At 36.6% G+C, this 15,053-nt stretch carries 18 protein-coding genes; 13 read left to right on the top strand and 5 right to left on the bottom strand.

Features of this window, described 5'->3' with window-relative positions; all coding sequences use genetic code 11:
• Positions 1 to 6: 6 nt before the first annotated feature.
• The 6 genes from QZ138_RS01230 to atwA all read left to right on the top strand — a co-directional run bounded on the left by QZ138_RS01230 (position 7) and on the right by atwA (position 5,540).
• On the top strand, positions 7 to 633 hold the full coding sequence (locus QZ138_RS01230; RefSeq protein ID WP_292885190.1) for an IMP cyclohydrolase: 627 nt from the start codon (positions 7 to 9) through the stop codon (positions 631 to 633).
• Between the two features lie 25 nt (positions 634 to 658).
• Complete coding sequence (locus QZ138_RS01225) at positions 659 to 1,432, top strand: coenzyme F420-0:L-glutamate ligase (protein WP_292885187.1); 774 nt, start codon at positions 659 to 661, stop codon at positions 1,430 to 1,432.
• A gap of 8 nt (positions 1,433 to 1,440) precedes the next feature.
• Complete coding sequence (gene cofD / locus QZ138_RS01220) at positions 1,441 to 2,346, top strand: 2-phospho-L-lactate transferase (RefSeq protein ID WP_292885184.1); 906 nt, start codon at positions 1,441 to 1,443, stop codon at positions 2,344 to 2,346.
• A 20-nt stretch (positions 2,347 to 2,366) separates the two neighbouring features.
• A complete protein-coding gene (locus QZ138_RS01215) occupies positions 2,367 to 3,128 on the top strand; it encodes a GTP cyclohydrolase III (RefSeq protein ID WP_292885181.1) in 762 nt (253 codons plus the stop codon).
• A 29-nt stretch (positions 3,129 to 3,157) separates the two neighbouring features.
• On the top strand, positions 3,158 to 3,868 hold the full coding sequence (locus tag QZ138_RS01210) for an MJ0144 family RNA dihydrouridine synthase-like protein (protein WP_342765661.1): 711 nt from the start codon (positions 3,158 to 3,160) through the stop codon (positions 3,866 to 3,868).
• A gap of 73 nt (positions 3,869 to 3,941) precedes the next feature.
• The gene (gene atwA / locus QZ138_RS01205; protein ID WP_292885175.1) at positions 3,942 to 5,540 is read left to right on the top strand and encodes a methyl coenzyme M reductase system, component A2; all 1,599 of its coding nucleotides are present in this window, start codon (positions 3,942 to 3,944) and stop codon (positions 5,538 to 5,540) included.
• A 6-nt stretch (positions 5,541 to 5,546) separates the two neighbouring features.
• On the opposite strand, the gene QZ138_RS01200 is transcribed toward atwA, so the two are convergent.
• Positions 5,547 to 6,215: a M48 family metallopeptidase gene (locus QZ138_RS01200; protein WP_292885173.1), complete on the bottom strand. Its 669-nt coding sequence runs from the start codon at positions 6,213 to 6,215 to the stop codon at positions 5,547 to 5,549.
• 171 nt (positions 6,216 to 6,386) lie between these two features.
• Between QZ138_RS01200 and QZ138_RS01195 the strand changes: the two genes are divergently transcribed.
• Genes QZ138_RS01195 through hemA form a run of 3 tightly spaced genes read left to right on the top strand, consistent with a single transcriptional unit; the run spans position 6,387 to position 8,687 of the window.
• Positions 6,387 to 6,869 (top strand): methanogenesis marker 9 domain-containing protein, encoded by a 483-nt coding sequence (locus QZ138_RS01195; RefSeq protein WP_292602776.1) that lies wholly within the window; start codon positions 6,387 to 6,389, stop codon positions 6,867 to 6,869.
• 1 nt (position 6,870) lies between these two features.
• Positions 6,871 to 7,491 (top strand): bifunctional precorrin-2 dehydrogenase/sirohydrochlorin ferrochelatase, encoded by a 621-nt coding sequence (locus QZ138_RS01190; RefSeq protein WP_292885171.1) that lies wholly within the window; start codon positions 6,871 to 6,873, stop codon positions 7,489 to 7,491.
• Positions 7,488 to 8,687 carry a glutamyl-tRNA reductase gene (gene hemA / locus QZ138_RS01185; protein WP_292885168.1) on the top strand — a complete coding sequence of 400 codons (1,200 nt, stop codon included), beginning with the start codon at positions 7,488 to 7,490 and terminating at the stop codon, positions 8,685 to 8,687. Before QZ138_RS01190 ends, hemA begins: the two co-directional genes overlap by 4 nt.
• A gap of 4 nt (positions 8,688 to 8,691) precedes the next feature.
• Here hemA and QZ138_RS01180 read toward each other — a convergent pair whose 3' ends face one another.
• Positions 8,692 to 9,810 carry an AAA family ATPase gene (locus QZ138_RS01180; RefSeq protein WP_292885165.1) on the bottom strand — a complete coding sequence of 373 codons (1,119 nt, stop codon included), beginning with the start codon at positions 9,808 to 9,810 and terminating at the stop codon, positions 8,692 to 8,694.
• 93 nt (positions 9,811 to 9,903) lie between these two features.
• Between QZ138_RS01180 and QZ138_RS01175 the strand changes: the two genes are divergently transcribed.
• The 3 genes from QZ138_RS01175 to QZ138_RS01165 all read left to right on the top strand — a co-directional run bounded on the left by QZ138_RS01175 (position 9,904) and on the right by QZ138_RS01165 (position 11,933).
• Positions 9,904 to 10,965: a metallophosphoesterase gene (locus QZ138_RS01175; RefSeq protein WP_292885162.1), complete on the top strand. Its 1,062-nt coding sequence runs from the start codon at positions 9,904 to 9,906 to the stop codon at positions 10,963 to 10,965.
• A gap of 161 nt (positions 10,966 to 11,126) precedes the next feature.
• The gene (locus QZ138_RS01170; RefSeq protein ID WP_292885159.1) at positions 11,127 to 11,387 is read left to right on the top strand and encodes a winged helix-turn-helix domain-containing protein; all 261 of its coding nucleotides are present in this window, start codon (positions 11,127 to 11,129) and stop codon (positions 11,385 to 11,387) included.
• Between the two features lie 42 nt (positions 11,388 to 11,429).
• Positions 11,430 to 11,933 carry a zinc ribbon domain-containing protein gene (locus QZ138_RS01165; RefSeq protein WP_292885156.1) on the top strand — a complete coding sequence of 168 codons (504 nt, stop codon included), beginning with the start codon at positions 11,430 to 11,432 and terminating at the stop codon, positions 11,931 to 11,933.
• Here the strand turns inward: QZ138_RS01165 and QZ138_RS01160 are convergent.
• From QZ138_RS01160 to QZ138_RS01150, 3 genes are all read right to left on the bottom strand, one after another.
• Positions 11,930 to 12,766, bottom strand: a complete 837-nt coding sequence (locus QZ138_RS01160) for a TIM barrel protein (protein ID WP_292885154.1) — start codon at positions 12,764 to 12,766, stop codon at positions 11,930 to 11,932. The two genes, QZ138_RS01165 and QZ138_RS01160, sit on opposite strands and share 4 nt — an antisense overlap.
• A 35-nt stretch (positions 12,767 to 12,801) precedes the next feature.
• Positions 12,802 to 13,818, bottom strand: coding sequence for a phosphorylating glyceraldehyde-3-phosphate dehydrogenase (locus tag QZ138_RS01155; RefSeq protein ID WP_292885151.1), 1,017 nt, complete (start codon positions 13,816 to 13,818; stop codon positions 12,802 to 12,804).
• Positions 13,819 to 13,930: 112 nt separating this feature from the next.
• The gene (locus tag QZ138_RS01150; protein WP_292885148.1) at positions 13,931 to 14,413 is read right to left on the bottom strand and encodes a hypothetical protein; all 483 of its coding nucleotides are present in this window, start codon (positions 14,411 to 14,413) and stop codon (positions 13,931 to 13,933) included.
• A gap of 79 nt (positions 14,414 to 14,492) precedes the next feature.
• On the opposite strand from QZ138_RS01150, the gene QZ138_RS01145 reads away from it, so the two are divergent.
• Positions 14,493 to 15,029: an alpha/beta fold hydrolase gene (locus QZ138_RS01145; protein ID WP_292885145.1), complete on the top strand. Its 537-nt coding sequence runs from the start codon at positions 14,493 to 14,495 to the stop codon at positions 15,027 to 15,029.
• Positions 15,030 to 15,053 lie beyond the last annotated feature (24 nt).

Raw genomic sequence — 15,053 nt, 5'->3', positions numbered from 1 at the left:
TATGAAATGTATACTGGTAGAATTTTATCAACAGGTATGAATAGTGAAGGTAAACCTTTTGTGGCCTACAGGGTATCAAGCAGGTCATTTCCGAATAGGGATTGCTATAAGTTTGATGACCATGTGGCTGTTGTTCCGAAGGAAGGTTTTGAAAAAGATATCTATAAGAGCACTTATATTTCTTACAATTGCATCTGTTTTGCAAATGATGTTGCAGTTGTATCAAACGGTTCTCAGACAGATGTTATAGCAGATAAGATTCGTGTAGGAATGAATATCAGAGATGCAATGGCATATTCATTGCTTACTATGGATTATGAAAAGGATGACTATAACACTCCAAGGATCGCCGCTGCCGTAACAGCAACTGATAACGAAGACGAATATGAGTGTTATATTGGAATTGTTAACGACAACAAGATACTGGTTGAACAGGTGCCGTATGGGGAAGCCGCTTTCATTTCAACATATGGCAGTCAGGTGCCTGATAAGGTTGATTTTGAAGCCAAGACTTCCGAAGAGGCCGCAAAATATATTTTTGATGAAGGTACTTTTGCTGATTATGAAAAGCCTGTCACATCCGGTGCGGCTGTTTTTGATGGAAAATGGACTACTGCAGTCTATGTTCCATAATTTTTCTTTTTTTTTAAGTTTTTAGATGATTATTATGAGTATTGAATTGTTTGGTTTAGAAGACATTCCCATTATTGATGGGAACAGTGATATTTCTCAAATTATTAAAGAGGCCATTGAAAAGCAGGGCTGCGGTTTAAATCATGGGGACATTGTTTTGATTGCCGAAACCTTGATTTCAAAGGCTGAAGAAAATTTCATAAAATTGGATGACTTGACACCTTCTGATTTTGCAATCAGGCTTTCGAATGATTCAGGCAAAGACCCCAGACTGGTTGAGGCCATTTTAAATGAATCAAATGAGGTTGTCCGCATTGGCCCTAATTTCATAATAACCGAAACAAAACAGGGTTTTGTCTGTGCCAATGCAGGTATTGACGAGTCCAATGTTGGCGAAGGGCTTGCCACTCCAATGCCAAAGGATGCTGACGGCTCTGCCCGTGAAATTCGAGAATATTTGGAACATGAGTTCGGCGAAGAAATTGCTGTTATAATTACTGATACCCAAGGAAGGGCATTCAGATTCGGTGCAATCGGCACTGCAATCGGTTGTTCAGGAATTTCACCTATCTGGAAACGTGTCGGTGAAAAGGATTTGTATGGAAGGGAACTTGAAACAACTGAAATTGCAACATGCGATGAGCTGTCTGCAGCAGCATCCCTTATTATGGGGCAGGCTGATGAGGGTCTTCCTGTTGTTATTATACGTGGTTTTGACAGTTTTGACATTTTGAGAAATCCTGATTCAAACATTAAACCTGTTTTGATGCCTAAAGAGGCAGATGTATTTAGAAAATAGTTGATATTATGATTACTGTTTTATCTGGAGGAACTGGTACTCCAAAATTATTGCAAGGCCTTAAGGAAATTGTTGATCCTAAGGATTTGACAATTGTTGTAAACACCTTGGAAAATGATTACTTTTCAGGGGTTTATGTCTCAGCAGACATTGACACCGTATTGTATACGATGTCTGACATGATAAATGATGAGTTCTGGTATGGCGTTAAGGATGATACCTTCATAACTCATGAAAGGCTTGAAGAGCTTGGTTGTCCTGAATTGCTTAGAATTGGCGATATTGACCGTGCAACAAAGATACAGAAAACCCAATTGATGGAAATGCATGGTCTTGCAAGGGCATGTGAAATTCAGGCCAAAAACATGGGAATCGAATCAAGAATCATTCCGATGAGTGAGGAGGACTCTGAAATAAAAATCGTCACAGATATCGGTGAGCTTGAGTTCCATGACTTTTTAATTAAGCACCAGTCAGAACCTGAAGTTTTGGATGTCAAATTTTCAAATGTCAATCCATCAGATGGGGTTGTTGATGCAATTAAAAATTCAGATGCGGTAATTATCGGACCATCCAATCCAATTACTTCAATTTTACCTATATTATCTCTCGACGGTGTTCGTGATGCTCTAAAAGATACTTATGTTATTGCAGTTTCACCAATTATTGGTTCAGGTGCTGTTTCAGGGCCTGCAAATAAATTCATGAATGCTTTGGATATTGATGTTTCAGCGATTGGCGTTGCATCACTATACAAGGATTTCCTAGATAATATTGTTATTGATGATAAGGATTATAATCTGAAATCACAATTAAATCAAATAGTTAATAAGGTAACAATTACAAATACTATAATGAATAGTTTAGAAGTCAAAAAAAGTTTGGCTCAAATTATTATAGATAGTATTCCTTAATAGAAAGAGGCGATTATCAAATGATACAGATGACATTAATACAAATTGACAACTATGGACCTTGGACCGTAACTCCAAGACCAAGAACTGAATCCGACTTACAAATGCTTCAAGCGAGCTTATTTGCAGATTTAAACAATCATTTTGGAAACAAGAAAGGTTTAGTGTTCTTCACTAGATTCGATAATTTACTTGCTGTTTCAAATGGATTAGATGAAGAAGACCATTTAAGAATTCAAAGGTCCATCAGAAACAGATACCCAATCACTGTAAGTATGGGTGTCGGCGCTGCTGAAACTCCTCATGAAGCACAAAAATTGGCAACAATTGCACTTCAAAAAGCGGGAAGTGCTCAATCAGGCGAAAGAAAAGAGATTTTGGCTGTAGACAGTTTGGTAAGTGAGGAAGACAGTTTTGTTCAAGCAGCTCATATTGACATCAACAGCGTTACAGAAACTTTGACAGACATTGAATCCGCTTTTGATACCAGCTTCATGGTTAACAAGGCTCAACATTATTTGATGACCAAACTCATTAAGAAAGGAGCATTACTGTTCTTCATCGGTGGGGATAATTTCATGTCTCCATGTAATGGATTGTCCGAACAGGAAATCGAAGATATCATGGTTGAAATAGATGAGGAAATAGGCATTAAACTCAAAGCAGGTATTGGAAGAGGTAAAAATGCTGAAGATGCTGCTTACATGGCAGATATTGGTCTTGAAGAAATCAGAGCTCATAACAATGAAATGTGGACTTGGGTAATCGAAAAAGAATATTAAGGGATATTATGATTAGAGTAGTTGCTCCAATGGCTGGAATAACTAATGCTAATTTTTTAAATAAGGTTATTCCATTGGGTTTTGATGTAGCTACTTTAGGCGGATACAGTTTGGATGCGCCTACAATTGAAGCAAGTAAAAAGATCATCGCAAGAGGAAGGGCTGAATTCGATTTTCCTTTGGATGAGATTTTTACTCATATTCAAAATGAAGTTAATTCAATTAAAAGTGTTCACAGCAGCGTAAAAGTTTCAGCGAATGTGAGGGCAACAACTCCGCAGCCGATTATTGATGTTGGAAACATCAAGGATTTGGATATAGTAGAAATCAATTGTCATTGCCGACAGGAAGAAATTTTATCAATCGGTTGTGGTCAGGAAATGTTGAATCGCCCGGATTTATCTAATTTTATTTCTGAAATTGTTGATAACGTAAAAAGCGAAGTGTCAGTTAAAATCAGAGCTAATGTTGAAGGAACCGATACTTTGAAATTATCAAAGCTAATAGAGGATGCCGGTGCCGATTATTTGCATGTCGATGCAATGAAGAAGGGTGTCTTTGAAGCGGACTGGGAACTATTAAGTGAAATTTGTAATAATGTTAATATTAAAGTTATTGGGAATAATTCAATCAACAGTAATGAAAATCTTGAAAAAATGGTTAATACTGGTGTTGATGGCTTTTCAATAGCTCGTTCAGTAATTTCTGGAAATTTAGATTTTAATATTGCTAATTTTTAAAAAATTTAAAACAATTGTTATTAGAAAGTATTATTAATAGTTTAAAATAAAGAATAAAACAATAGGTGATTTCATGGATTTTATAACTCTTAAGAATATTACAAAAACTTTTGATGGTGTTGATGTTCTTAAAGATATTAATTTAAAGATTAATGAAGGAGAGACTTTAGGTATTTTGGGACGTAGTGGAAGTGGAAAATCTGTTTTAATCAATATGCTTAGGGGAACAAAAGAATACACTCCTGATGCAGGTAATATTATAATGAATATTGCTGTTTGTCCAGATTGTTTGGCTGTTGAATCTCCATCTCATGAAGGTAATAAATGTGAGTGTGGGGGAACATTTGAAGCAAGGGAAGTTGATTTCTTCAATGCTGAAAGAAAGTTATTTGCAAGCATTAAAAGAAGAATTTCCATCATGCTGCAACGTAATTTCGCTTTGTATGATGAAGAGACTGTAATAGAAAATGTAATGAGAGCCGTTCCGGATACTGTAGAGTATGAAGAAGGATTATATCTTGCTTTAGAATTATTGGAAATGGTTCAAATGAACCATAGGATTACTCACATTGCCCGTGATTTAAGTGGTGGTGAAAAACAGAGAGTTGTGCTTGCAAGGCAATTGGCTAAAAATCCAATGATGTTTTTGGCAGATGAACCTACAGGTACATTGGATCCTCAAACTGCTGTAAAGCTTCACAATACTCTGAAGGAAGGTGTTAAAGACAAAAACATTACTATGCTTATCACTTCTCACTGGCCGGAAGTAATGATTGAACTTGCGGACAACGTAATCTGGTTGGAAGATGGCCAAATTAAGGAGGAAGGAGACCCACATGAGGTTGTGGATCATTTCATGGAAACAGTTCCTGTTCCTGAAAAACCGGAAATCCCTGAGTTTGGTGAAGAGGAAATTGTCATTAAGGACCTCAAAAAGCATTACTATTCCATTGAACGTGGTGTGGTAAAGGCTGTTGACGGAATCAACTTGAACATCCACCATGAAGAGATATTTGGAATTGTTGGTTTGAGCGGTTCAGGTAAGACAACAACTACAAGAATGCTTATTGGATTGACCGAACCAAGTAGTGGTGAAATTGATATCAAGCTTGGTGACGAATGGATTGACATGACTAAAGGAGGTCCTCTCAACCGTGGACGTATAGTTCCTTATTTAGGCTTATTGCACCAGGAATATTCACTTTATCCTCACAGAACAATTCTAGGTAACTTGACTGATGCTATTAGTTTGAACTTGCCTGCCGAATTTGGTAAAATCAAAGCGGTTCATGCATTGACTACTGTTGGATTTGGTGAAAAGGAAGCTAATGTGATTTTAGACAAGTATCCTGACCAGTTAAGTGTAGGTGAAAAACATAGGGTTGCTTTGGCACAAGTGTTAATCAAAGAACCTAAAATCATCGTTTTGGATGAGCCTACAGGTACTATGGATCCTATTACTCGTGTTAATGTTACCGACTCAATTCTAAAAGCCCGTACAGAATTAGAGCAAACATTCATTATCGTTTCTCACGATATGGACTTTGTTTTGGATGTCTGTGACAGAGCGGCTTTAATGAGGGGAGGAAAACTCTTGGATGTTGGTACTCCTGAAGAGATTGTTGATCAATTAACTCCAGATGAAAAAGAAGATATGCTTAAAGACAGATAAATCTTCTTATTCATTTAATCTTTTTTTTATTATTTTCCAGTTCGGACAGAATTTGTCCATCAGTTTTTTAAAATTTTTTCCGTGATTGAATTCAATCAGATGGCACAGCTCATGTATCATCACATATTCAAGGCATTCCTTATCTTTTTTTGCAAGATTCAAATTAAGTGTGATTCTGCCGTCCTGCTTGCAGTTTCCCCAGTTTTTCATTTTTCTGACTGTAACGTCTGAAGGATTTCGTCCAACGATTTTTGTGCATTTGTCCAGAACTTCAGGAATTGCTTTTTTCAGTTCATGTCTGTAGAATTCGTCCAGAATCTTTTTTCTTTTTTCTATTGTGCTTCTTTTTGGAATGGGTAAATAAAGAGTGTTTTCATTTATAAAAGCATGTTTCACATTTTTGTTTGAAATCAGCTGCATGTTATATTCTTTGCCCCACAGGAAGTGCTTTTCACCGTTGTCATATTTTAAGGGAGCTTTGATGTTATTTTCCAAAATGTATTTTTGCTTTTTCAAAATCCATTCCTTTTTTGATTTGACAAAGCCAATTATTTCCGCATCGCTTACAAATATCGGTGCGGATACTTTTACATCTCCATTTGGTGGCAGGATGCGTATATACATATTCTTGATGTTTTTCCTCTCGACGGTGACGGCAATATTTTCGATTAACATTCGATTAAAAAATAAGTTTTAAAAGATATTTAAAATTTGTGTAAAATAATTAATGGTTATGATTATTAATTGTATTTTTACAAAAAAGATTATATATTCATACTTTAAATAAATTATATTATTATTTTATAAATTTACTTGGAGAAATGAAAATTATTTTTGGAGGATATTATGACTTGGGAAGATGCACCATCTCACATTTGTAGAGGGGGAGATGTAAGAGGACTTGCTTTTTGCTGTCCGCCAGTTAAACCATGCCCAGTTTTAAACGCATTACAGGAAGTTAATTTAACTCCTCAGGAGTTTATTAACATCAAGATTCAATTCGGTAAAGAAACTAGATTAGGTGAAGGGGCTGGGACCTGTTTCGGTTCACTTGTATGGTGTTGCAAACCATCAAAACCTTGCCCATTAAGAGACATGACTTTAAGGAATATGGGAATGAGCCATGATGAGTATTTGGATTTGAAAAGGCAATTATCTGAAAGATTGGTCGGAGTTAAAAAACCGGATCCTGACCAAAGAGCTGAAGCATTGGCTGAAACATTCAATATTTCCAAACTTGAAGCCATGAATGTTTTAACTGAATGTAATAATGATTTAAGAGCTGCTGTAAAAGTACTGCATGCAAAATCTATTGAAAATTCTGATTAAAATGGATTGGACATCTATTTATCTTAAAACATCAACTTTAAATGTTTTTATTCTAGGCACTGGCGAAGTTGCAACAAGAAGGGCCAATAAGTTTTTGGACCATGGAGCTAATGTCAAATTGGTTGGAAATGATTTATCTGATGATTTGGCAGATAAGGGGGCACAACTGTGCTCTACAGATGATGTTGATGAGCTGGTTGAATGGGCCGATTTGGTTGTTGTTGCCAGTGGTGATGAAGGGATGTCCGACTATGTTTCAAAAATTTCACAAGATAAGTTAATTAATCGTGCTGATTATCCTTTAAAGGGAAATGTAATCGTTCCTACAAGTTTTAATATCGCAGATATTGAAATATCTATTTTTACCAATGGAAAAAGTCCGTTGATGGCTCGCCAATTGAGAAAAAAGATTCAGTCAATAATCACTGAGGAAGACATTTTGGAAATTGAGCTTCAGGATTATGCAAGATCAAAGCTGAAGGGTGCTATCGAAAACCAAAAGGAGCGCAGAAAGTATCTCTATGAGATTTTTGAGGATGAAAAGATTAACGAATTTATTGACAATCGCCAGATTGATGAAGCCAAACTATATATTGATAATTTGATAAGGGGATTAAATTGATACTTAATTTAAGGGTTGACCACAAAATTGCAGATATTCAGTCAATGGAGAATATCTCAAAGGACATGGATGAATTATTCGCTCAATTACAGGAAAAATATTCAATAAACGAATATGTTGAAATTTCCACCTGCAACAGGAAGGAATACTATATCAGCAATGACCTGATTTCTGAAGATGATGAACTCCTGTCCCATGAAAATCAAAGCATCATAATCGAATACGGTCAATCCGCTGTGATGCATCTGCTTAGGATGACTTCAGGTCTGGAATCAATGATTGTCGGTGAGGACCAGATTCTGGGTCAGGTTAAGGATGCCAAGCACAAGGCAGTTAAAAACCATCATTGCGGCAGATCTCTCGATGCGGTCTTTACAAAGGCAATACATGTTGGTCAGGTTGTCAGGAATAAGACCAATATCAACAAGGGTGCTGTTTCCATAGGTTCTGCGGCAATCGATTTGGCAGAAAAGCACATAGGTAGTCTGGATGATAAGTCAGTTCTTGTCATCGGTGCAGGAAAGATGGGCAAATTGGTTGCAAAGGCATTGGCCGAAAAGGATTTGCATGCAATTTTTGTTGCAAACCGTACATATTATGTTGCAGTGGACCTTGCCAAGGATTTGGGAGGTGAAGCGATACTTTTTGCTGATTTGGAAAAGTATTTGGCAACTGCTGATTTGGTAATAAGCGCTACAAGTGCTCCTCATGCAATAATTACAAAAGAACGTCTTTTGGGAATAGATATGGACTATGAGGATATAATGATGGTGGATATTGCCAATCCTCGTGATATTTCAGATGATGTCTCTGAATTGGGCGTCAAATCATTCAATATTGATGACTTGCGTGAAATCGCTGATGAAAATACTCAGCTCAGAATTAAGGAATTCGGTGAAGCGGAAAATATCATCAATGAAGAGTTCATTCTACTTAAAGAATCGTTTAAAATAATGGAAGTTGATGAGATTCTTGGTAATTTAAGAGCATCTATGGAAGGGATAAGACAACGTGAAACACAAAAAGCATCAGTAAAGTTGGCTGATGTAGATGGCAGTGTCAAAATTCTTGATAATCTAACAAATTCCATTGTCAACAAAATTTTCTATGACATTTCAAAAAATGTTAAAAAAGCTGCAAAAGAAGAAAATAAAGATGTTATTGATGCAGCAGAGTATATTTTTGATTTCAATTAAAATATTACTCAAACATTCCTTTAACATCACTATTTTTAATTTTAAATGAATTTAATGCATATTCAATATTTTCCATAGTTATGATATCGGCATCATTGGATATTGCATTGTGAAGGGAGGTCTTTAATATCTTTTCCTTGATGTCCCTGCCGGACAATCCTTTGGTCATTTTGACGATTTTTTCCAAATCCAAATCATGGCCGAGAGGCATTGTTTTCAGATTGTTTTCAAGTATTTCCAGTCTTTCATTTTCATTCGGCAGCTTGAATTCGATTTCCTCTTCAAATCTGCTTCTCACAGCAAGATCCAAACTGCTCTGATTGTTGGTGGCTCCTATTGTTATGACGGATTTGTTCTCCTCGATGCCATCCATTTCGGTTAGAAGTGAATTTACAATCTCGGACACGTCTCCCCTTAAAGACTGGAATGACCTGTGAAGCGCAATGGCATCGATTTCATCAATGAATATTATTGAAGGCGCATTTTCAGATGCCTTTTTAAAGAGGTCATGAATTTTGGATGAGGCATCTCCAACATGCTCTCCTATCAAGGAGGTTGCCTTCACCAGATACAATGGAACCTCAAGCTCATTGGACAGTGCCTTTACAAGCATGGTTTTGCCTGTGCCGGGAAGGCCGTAAAACAAGATGTTTTTTGGAGCCCAAGGCCCGAAGCTTTCAGGGTTTTCAAGATACCTGGTTATGACCTTGACCTTGGATTTGGCGTTTTCCTGCCCGACAATGTCATTTAGGGTAACGTCCGATTTGACGTTTTCATGCTTGTTTTCTATTTTGTCAGTGATTATCTTGATTTTTGTGTTGTCTGAAATGATTGAATTGTTCGGCTTTGCAGTTACTATTTCAAAACCGTAATCAGGGATTATTTTTTGATCAAATAAAAATGAGTTTTCACAAACAACCAGGCCCAACCATTGCTCTCTTGCATATTCTTCAAACAGATTTATGTTGGTGATTTCAATGTTTTCATCCATCATTGTGAAATCGAACGGGTAACCGACTGGTTTGACTACGACCAATTCGGCATATTCCTTATTTTCATTTTCAATTTTTGACGCCTTTTGATTGGTTGTTTTAATTTCTTGCTTTTTATTGTCACTTTTCAAATAATCACCTCCATGTTTTTGTTACACATTCAAACATTAGCTTTAATAATTTAAATAGTTGTGGTAACAAATTACTTTTTAGGAGTTTGATTAATGAATTTCACATCAAAGAGGGCACTGTTAATAACGCCATTTTATATGCTGTTTGAATTTTTCCTGCTTAAATATATCTTTTTGCTACTTGGCGGTATTGATGAGGCTTACATATTAATATTGACTTTTTTCATAGGTTTGATTCATTTTATGCCGTTGATTTTCGAGTCTAAAAAATCAAGGGGCATAACCAGATTTTTAACGGTTATTGATGGAATTTGGATGTGGGCGTCACTGATGTTTCTGATGGATATCGTATTCATATACATTGTCGCAAGATTCATTGCCCTGCCCTTTGAGGTCATTTTGATATTATTGCTGATTGTGCCGGTTGTAGGTATCTACAATTACTGGAAGGGTCATAATCTGGTTGTTCATGAGAAAACAATTGAATTGGCTAATCTGGAAAGGGACATCAGCATTGCACACCTCTCCGACATACATTTTGGATCACTGCGCCACAGAAAAATCATTCGAGACATTGCTGACAGGCTCAATGACCTTGACTGTGATTTGGCCATCATTTCAGGTGATTTGGCTGACGGCACATCAATTGTTGAGCCGGATGATTTTATGGCTTTCCGCAATGTCGGTGTGCCTGTGGTGTTTACTCCTGGAAATCATGATTTCTATTTGGGGATTGATGATGTAATTGCAGCCTGCAGGAAAGCGGGGATTATAGTTTTGGACAATCAGTCAATGGAATTCGGATGTTTAAACATTCATGGCATTACATTCAGCTTTGATGATCAAAGCAAGCCTGAACTTGATGAATTCCTGATTAAACGGGACCTGACAAATGTCCTTATTTATCATGTTCCATATTACTGGGAGGAATTTTCCGAAATGGGCTTTGATGTTCAATTGTCCGGCCATACTCATGGGGGACAGTTTTATCCGGCCGTTTGGTTTGGAAATTTAATATTCAAATACAATAAGGGTTTGTTTAAAAATGATTTGGGAAGATATCTTCATGTAACTACTGGTATTGGGGCTACCGCCACTCCCATGAGGTGGGGAACGGATTCCGAAATTGTTGTTTTAAGATTGAAAAGATTCTAATTTTTTTTTAATGAATATGCTCTTCACATTATTTTGAGAGTCCTGTTCAAATACTTATATCTTATATTATTCGGATATGTACTTTGCCATTATCTTATTAGTGGTATGTATATAAACTTAAATATTATTTTGTAGTTATTAATTATAACTGGATGGTAGTTATGGACGATAACACACTTAAAACATTTGCCTATATTAGCATTTCATCATATAGGATAAAGGCAATAAAGGCGATGCAAGAGGGAAATGAAACTCCAACTCAAATAGCTAATGATTCTGATATTAGATTGAGTCATATTTCCAAAGTTTTGAAAGAATTAAAGGATTGTGGTGTTGCCGAATGCATCAATGAGCAGGAGCGCAAAAACAGGATCTATCGTTTGACCCCTTTAGGTCATGAAATTGCCGAAAATTTGGACTGATATCTTATACTTTTTTTAATTAGTTTGGTCAAATATCTACTTATGGTAGAAGATAATCATAATCATTTTTGCATTTACTGTGGAGCGAGGTTAGTTCCGAATCAGCATTTCTGTTCACAATGCGGTAAGGAAGTCTATCATGATTCCACTCAATCAACTATGGCTCCATCAAGATATGAATCAAAAGTTAAGGAAATAGAACAGGACTATAATTCAAAACAAGCCAAGGCACAGGAACTGGTTGAAAAATTGTTTGACCCTTCACACATGTCCTATTCTAAATTCACCGCAGCCATCGAAAAGTCAAATCAATTGTTTGCCAACCAATTAAAGATAACTCAAAAGATGATGGAACTGGAAAGCAGTAACGTGGTCAACAGGCAAATCGAAGATAAAATCAGGGTATTGAACACTTTCGTTGACAAGATGGAAGAGCTGATAAATGAACTGGTAATTCAATTAAGCTCCAATAAGACTGATAATGATGATATAAATGCGTTATTTAAGGATATGGATGATTTAATAGATTCTGTTAAAGACTATTAAATCATTTCTTCATATGCTTCCTTCATTTTTAGTGCGTCCAAATCTCTTTTTGGTGTTTCGCAAATGATGTTTGCCTTCCACCCGTTGTCGATCAGATTTGAAAGCAGATCTCTGATGTTTGGACCGTATTCGTCACTTTCATCCAATGTGTGATGCTTTACCTCTCCTCCGTTTCCATATTCTATGGTGGTGAAGTGGCAATGTAGGATGTCAATGTCCAGATTATCTTCAATTGTTGAAAATATGCAATTGTAATCCTCTTTTTCATTCAAAAATCCACGGCCTCTTGCATGGACATGCGCAAAGTCTATTGTCGGCTCGAAGTTGTCAAATGTGGCGCATAGCTCAACAACTTCTGAAACGTTTCCAAGCTGTGTGCGTTTTCCTGTAGTTTCAGGCGCAAATGTAAACTCTTCAATGCCTTCAGCTTCAAGCTCTTCAAATAATCTGTTTACAGTATTCTTTGATATTTCCATGGCCTTTTCAGGCTTTCTGTTTAGATAGGCTCCGGGGTGGAATACCAAACGGTATGCTCCCATCCATTCGCCGGCACGGGCTGCAGCAATCAAATGCCCAATACTTTTATCGAGCTTTGAATCTTCCTTTGCACATAGGTTAATGTAATAGGGAGCATGCATTGAAATTAGAATGTCATGCTTTTCAGATTCTTCTTTTAATGTGGTTGCGGCCTTTTCACCAATTCTCACGCCGTATGGGGATTGGTATTCATAGGAGTCCAGCCCTTCATCCTGAATGTATTTGGGGGCCTTGTAGGCTGCTCCCTTATAATCGACAGGACTTCCGGCAGGTCCAAAAAGTACATTATGTTTCATGTTAAATCAGTTAAAAAAATAGTAAAAGGGGGAATTTAGAATATTCCCATAGCTTTGTTGGTTTTTGCAATTGATTTTTCGTTGTCACTTTCCATTTCTAAAAGTGCACGAATGGCATCAATGTTTTCAGGTATCACATCAGATTCCTGATGCACAGCCTGCATATAGAACAGTTCATTGTCCACAACGTTAATGGATTCTCTCCAAACTGGAATTTCGTACAGGTCGTTTCTGTTTCTTCCAAGTTCTTTGGCATATTCCATTAACTCAGCGGTTGAACCTAAACCTTCTTCAGCGGATACAACAATCACTCTTGAACGTTTTTCTAATGCGGCAATGATTTCTTCGGTTTCAACATCGTTGTTGATTTCAACCATGATGTTGTGTTGGTGCATTAGGGTTGTTGGCACGAGCAATGCCATGGTTGTAACGTCAATGCCTTTCATAACGGTTTTCACGTCAGGTCCGTGGTGGGACGGTACCTTTGGCGGATTTGGAACAATTGCGTTGATTGGTCCCTTTTTGATTTCAGATGGGTCGGATCCTCTTCTCACCATTACTGCCCTTACCTTTTTAATGTCTGCTATCGGGTCGATTGTTGATAGTGTACGGGTCAAACCGGTAGTGTTACATGAAACTACTCTTGTGTAGTCTGCACCGTATGAGTCATCATAATTACCGAAAGAATTGAATGAAAGACCGGTTAAATCATGGTCTTCTCCACCTTGGTAAATGGCTTTTACGCCAGCTTTCTTATACATTTCAAGATTTTGCGGTCCGATGCTTCCAGGAGTACAATCAACAACAACGTCAGCTTCCTGAATCATCTCTTCAACGGTACCGGCTATTTCAATTCCAGCATCTTTAAATAATTGTTCTCTTTCTGGAATTCCAATGTATAAAGGATATCCTTTTTCTTCAACAGCGGTTCTTGCTTCGTAGTTTGGTCTAGTTTTACTTACACCAATTACTTTCATATCATCTTGAGCGGCAACAGCATCGGCCACTCTTTTACCGATGGTTCCATAACCATTAATTGCAACAGTTTTCATTTTAATCCCTTTTTTTATAATAATTAATATTATATGGATTAAAATCTGTTTTTTAAATTATATATAATTTGATATTTTTAGTTAGAAATGGTGATTGTAAAAAAAGAAAAAGTTAATTGAATTTAATGGAGCTTGCCATTGAGTTCATTAAGGTTTCATTATCGCACTGCAATAATATGTATTTTGTATTGTCTCCGGAAATCGCCATATCATGGTAGTTGTCTTCTCCAATGAGGTTGTCTCCTTTGAAATGAAGTATTGTAGTGTTGTTGAATGACTTTACGGTTATGTTTGTATCGTTTTTGGCAAGGTCTTCATAATATTTCAACAGATTATTCTTTGCTCCAGCTGATTGCGCATATATGATGTTGATCTTTTCAGTATAGTTCTTGTAGTTCATTGTGACGTTGATGCTTTTGTCGGGTGTGTTGTTTGTCTTTTCAAATGAGATTCCCTTTGGAACATCCATCTTGAAATATGAATCAAAATCGTGCTGCTCTAAAGAGGTGTCGCTACCTGCAAATCCTGCGTTTACAACAAATAATGTAACGGCTGCTAAAAGTGCAATCAAAATTAAACTTCTACTAAAATTCATATTAACATTTATATTCATAAAATTATAAATGTTTTACTTAATCGTTTAATGTTTAATTAAATTAAGTGGTGGTGCTATTTTGAATAATGTTGATTTACATTACACTGTTGAAGGCAGTGGGGAAACTGTTGTTTTTGTACATGGGCTTTCGGACAATTTGGCATATTGGGAATTTTTAGCAAGCAATCTCAGGCATGATTATCAGGTAGTGAGGGCTGATTTGAGAGGGCATGGCCAAACGGAATTGGGTGATGATGAGATATCCATTGAAACATATGTCGAAGACTTGCATGGCCTTTTAGATGACTTAAATATTGATAAAATAAATCTGGTAGGTTTTTCCATAGGCGGTGCCTTTGCGCTTGACTTTGCGGTCAGATATCCTGACATTATATCATCATTGATTTTGATGGCATGCTTCTATAAGGCAGATGAGTGTTCTGAGATTATTTTCAACCAGTGGAAAGATGCTTTAAAAATTAGTTTCAATAAATTTTATGATTTAATTTTGCCTATGGTAGTCTGTCCTGATTTTATCTTAAAAATGCAAGAATACCACAACTTCTGCAAGTTGTGGATGAATTGCACTATTGGGTGTACTATCTTTTTTAATTAATTTTATTGTGTTTTATTTTATTTG

Source organism: Methanobrevibacter sp. UBA212, from assembly GCF_905233225.1.
Lineage (GTDB): Archaea > Methanobacteriota > Methanobacteria > Methanobacteriales > Methanobacteriaceae > Methanocatella.
Note: the sequence above shows the minus strand (reverse complement) of the source record. Positions and strands in the feature narration are given on the sequence as shown.

What these genes read in the sequence shown, in the direction of transcription:
- QZ138_RS01215 (WP_292885181.1), top strand. Translation starts at nt 2,367, where the DNA reads ATGATACAGATGACATTAATACAAATTGACAACTATGGACCTTGGACC.
- QZ138_RS01225 (WP_292885187.1), top strand. Translation starts at nt 659, where the DNA reads ATGATTATTATGAGTATTGAATTGTTTGGTTTAGAAGACATTCCCATT.
- QZ138_RS01195 (WP_292602776.1), top strand. Translation starts at nt 6,387, where the DNA reads ATGACTTGGGAAGATGCACCATCTCACATTTGTAGAGGGGGAGATGTA.
- cofD (WP_292885184.1), top strand. Translation starts at nt 1,441, where the DNA reads ATGATTACTGTTTTATCTGGAGGAACTGGTACTCCAAAATTATTGCAA.
- atwA (WP_292885175.1), top strand. Translation starts at nt 3,942, where the DNA reads ATGGATTTTATAACTCTTAAGAATATTACAAAAACTTTTGATGGTGTT.
- QZ138_RS01160 (WP_292885154.1), bottom strand. Translation starts at nt 12,766, where the DNA reads ATGAAACATAATGTACTTTTTGGACCTGCCGGAAGTCCTGTCGATTAT.
- QZ138_RS01175 (WP_292885162.1), top strand. Translation starts at nt 9,904, where the DNA reads ATGAATTTCACATCAAAGAGGGCACTGTTAATAACGCCATTTTATATG.
- QZ138_RS01170 (WP_292885159.1), top strand. Translation starts at nt 11,127, where the DNA reads ATGGACGATAACACACTTAAAACATTTGCCTATATTAGCATTTCATCA.
- QZ138_RS01190 (WP_292885171.1), top strand. Translation starts at nt 6,871, where the DNA reads ATGGATTGGACATCTATTTATCTTAAAACATCAACTTTAAATGTTTTT.
- QZ138_RS01230 (WP_292885190.1), top strand. Translation starts at nt 7, where the DNA reads ATGTATACTGGTAGAATTTTATCAACAGGTATGAATAGTGAAGGTAAA.
- QZ138_RS01165 (WP_292885156.1), top strand. Translation starts at nt 11,430, where the DNA reads ATGGTAGAAGATAATCATAATCATTTTTGCATTTACTGTGGAGCGAGG.
- QZ138_RS01150 (WP_292885148.1), bottom strand. Translation starts at nt 14,413, where the DNA reads ATGAATTTTAGTAGAAGTTTAATTTTGATTGCACTTTTAGCAGCCGTT.
- QZ138_RS01200 (WP_292885173.1), bottom strand. Translation starts at nt 6,215, where the DNA reads ATGTTAATCGAAAATATTGCCGTCACCGTCGAGAGGAAAAACATCAAG.
- QZ138_RS01155 (WP_292885151.1), bottom strand. Translation starts at nt 13,818, where the DNA reads ATGAAAACTGTTGCAATTAATGGTTATGGAACCATCGGTAAAAGAGTG.
- QZ138_RS01210 (WP_342765661.1), top strand. Translation starts at nt 3,158, where the DNA reads ATGGCTGGAATAACTAATGCTAATTTTTTAAATAAGGTTATTCCATTG.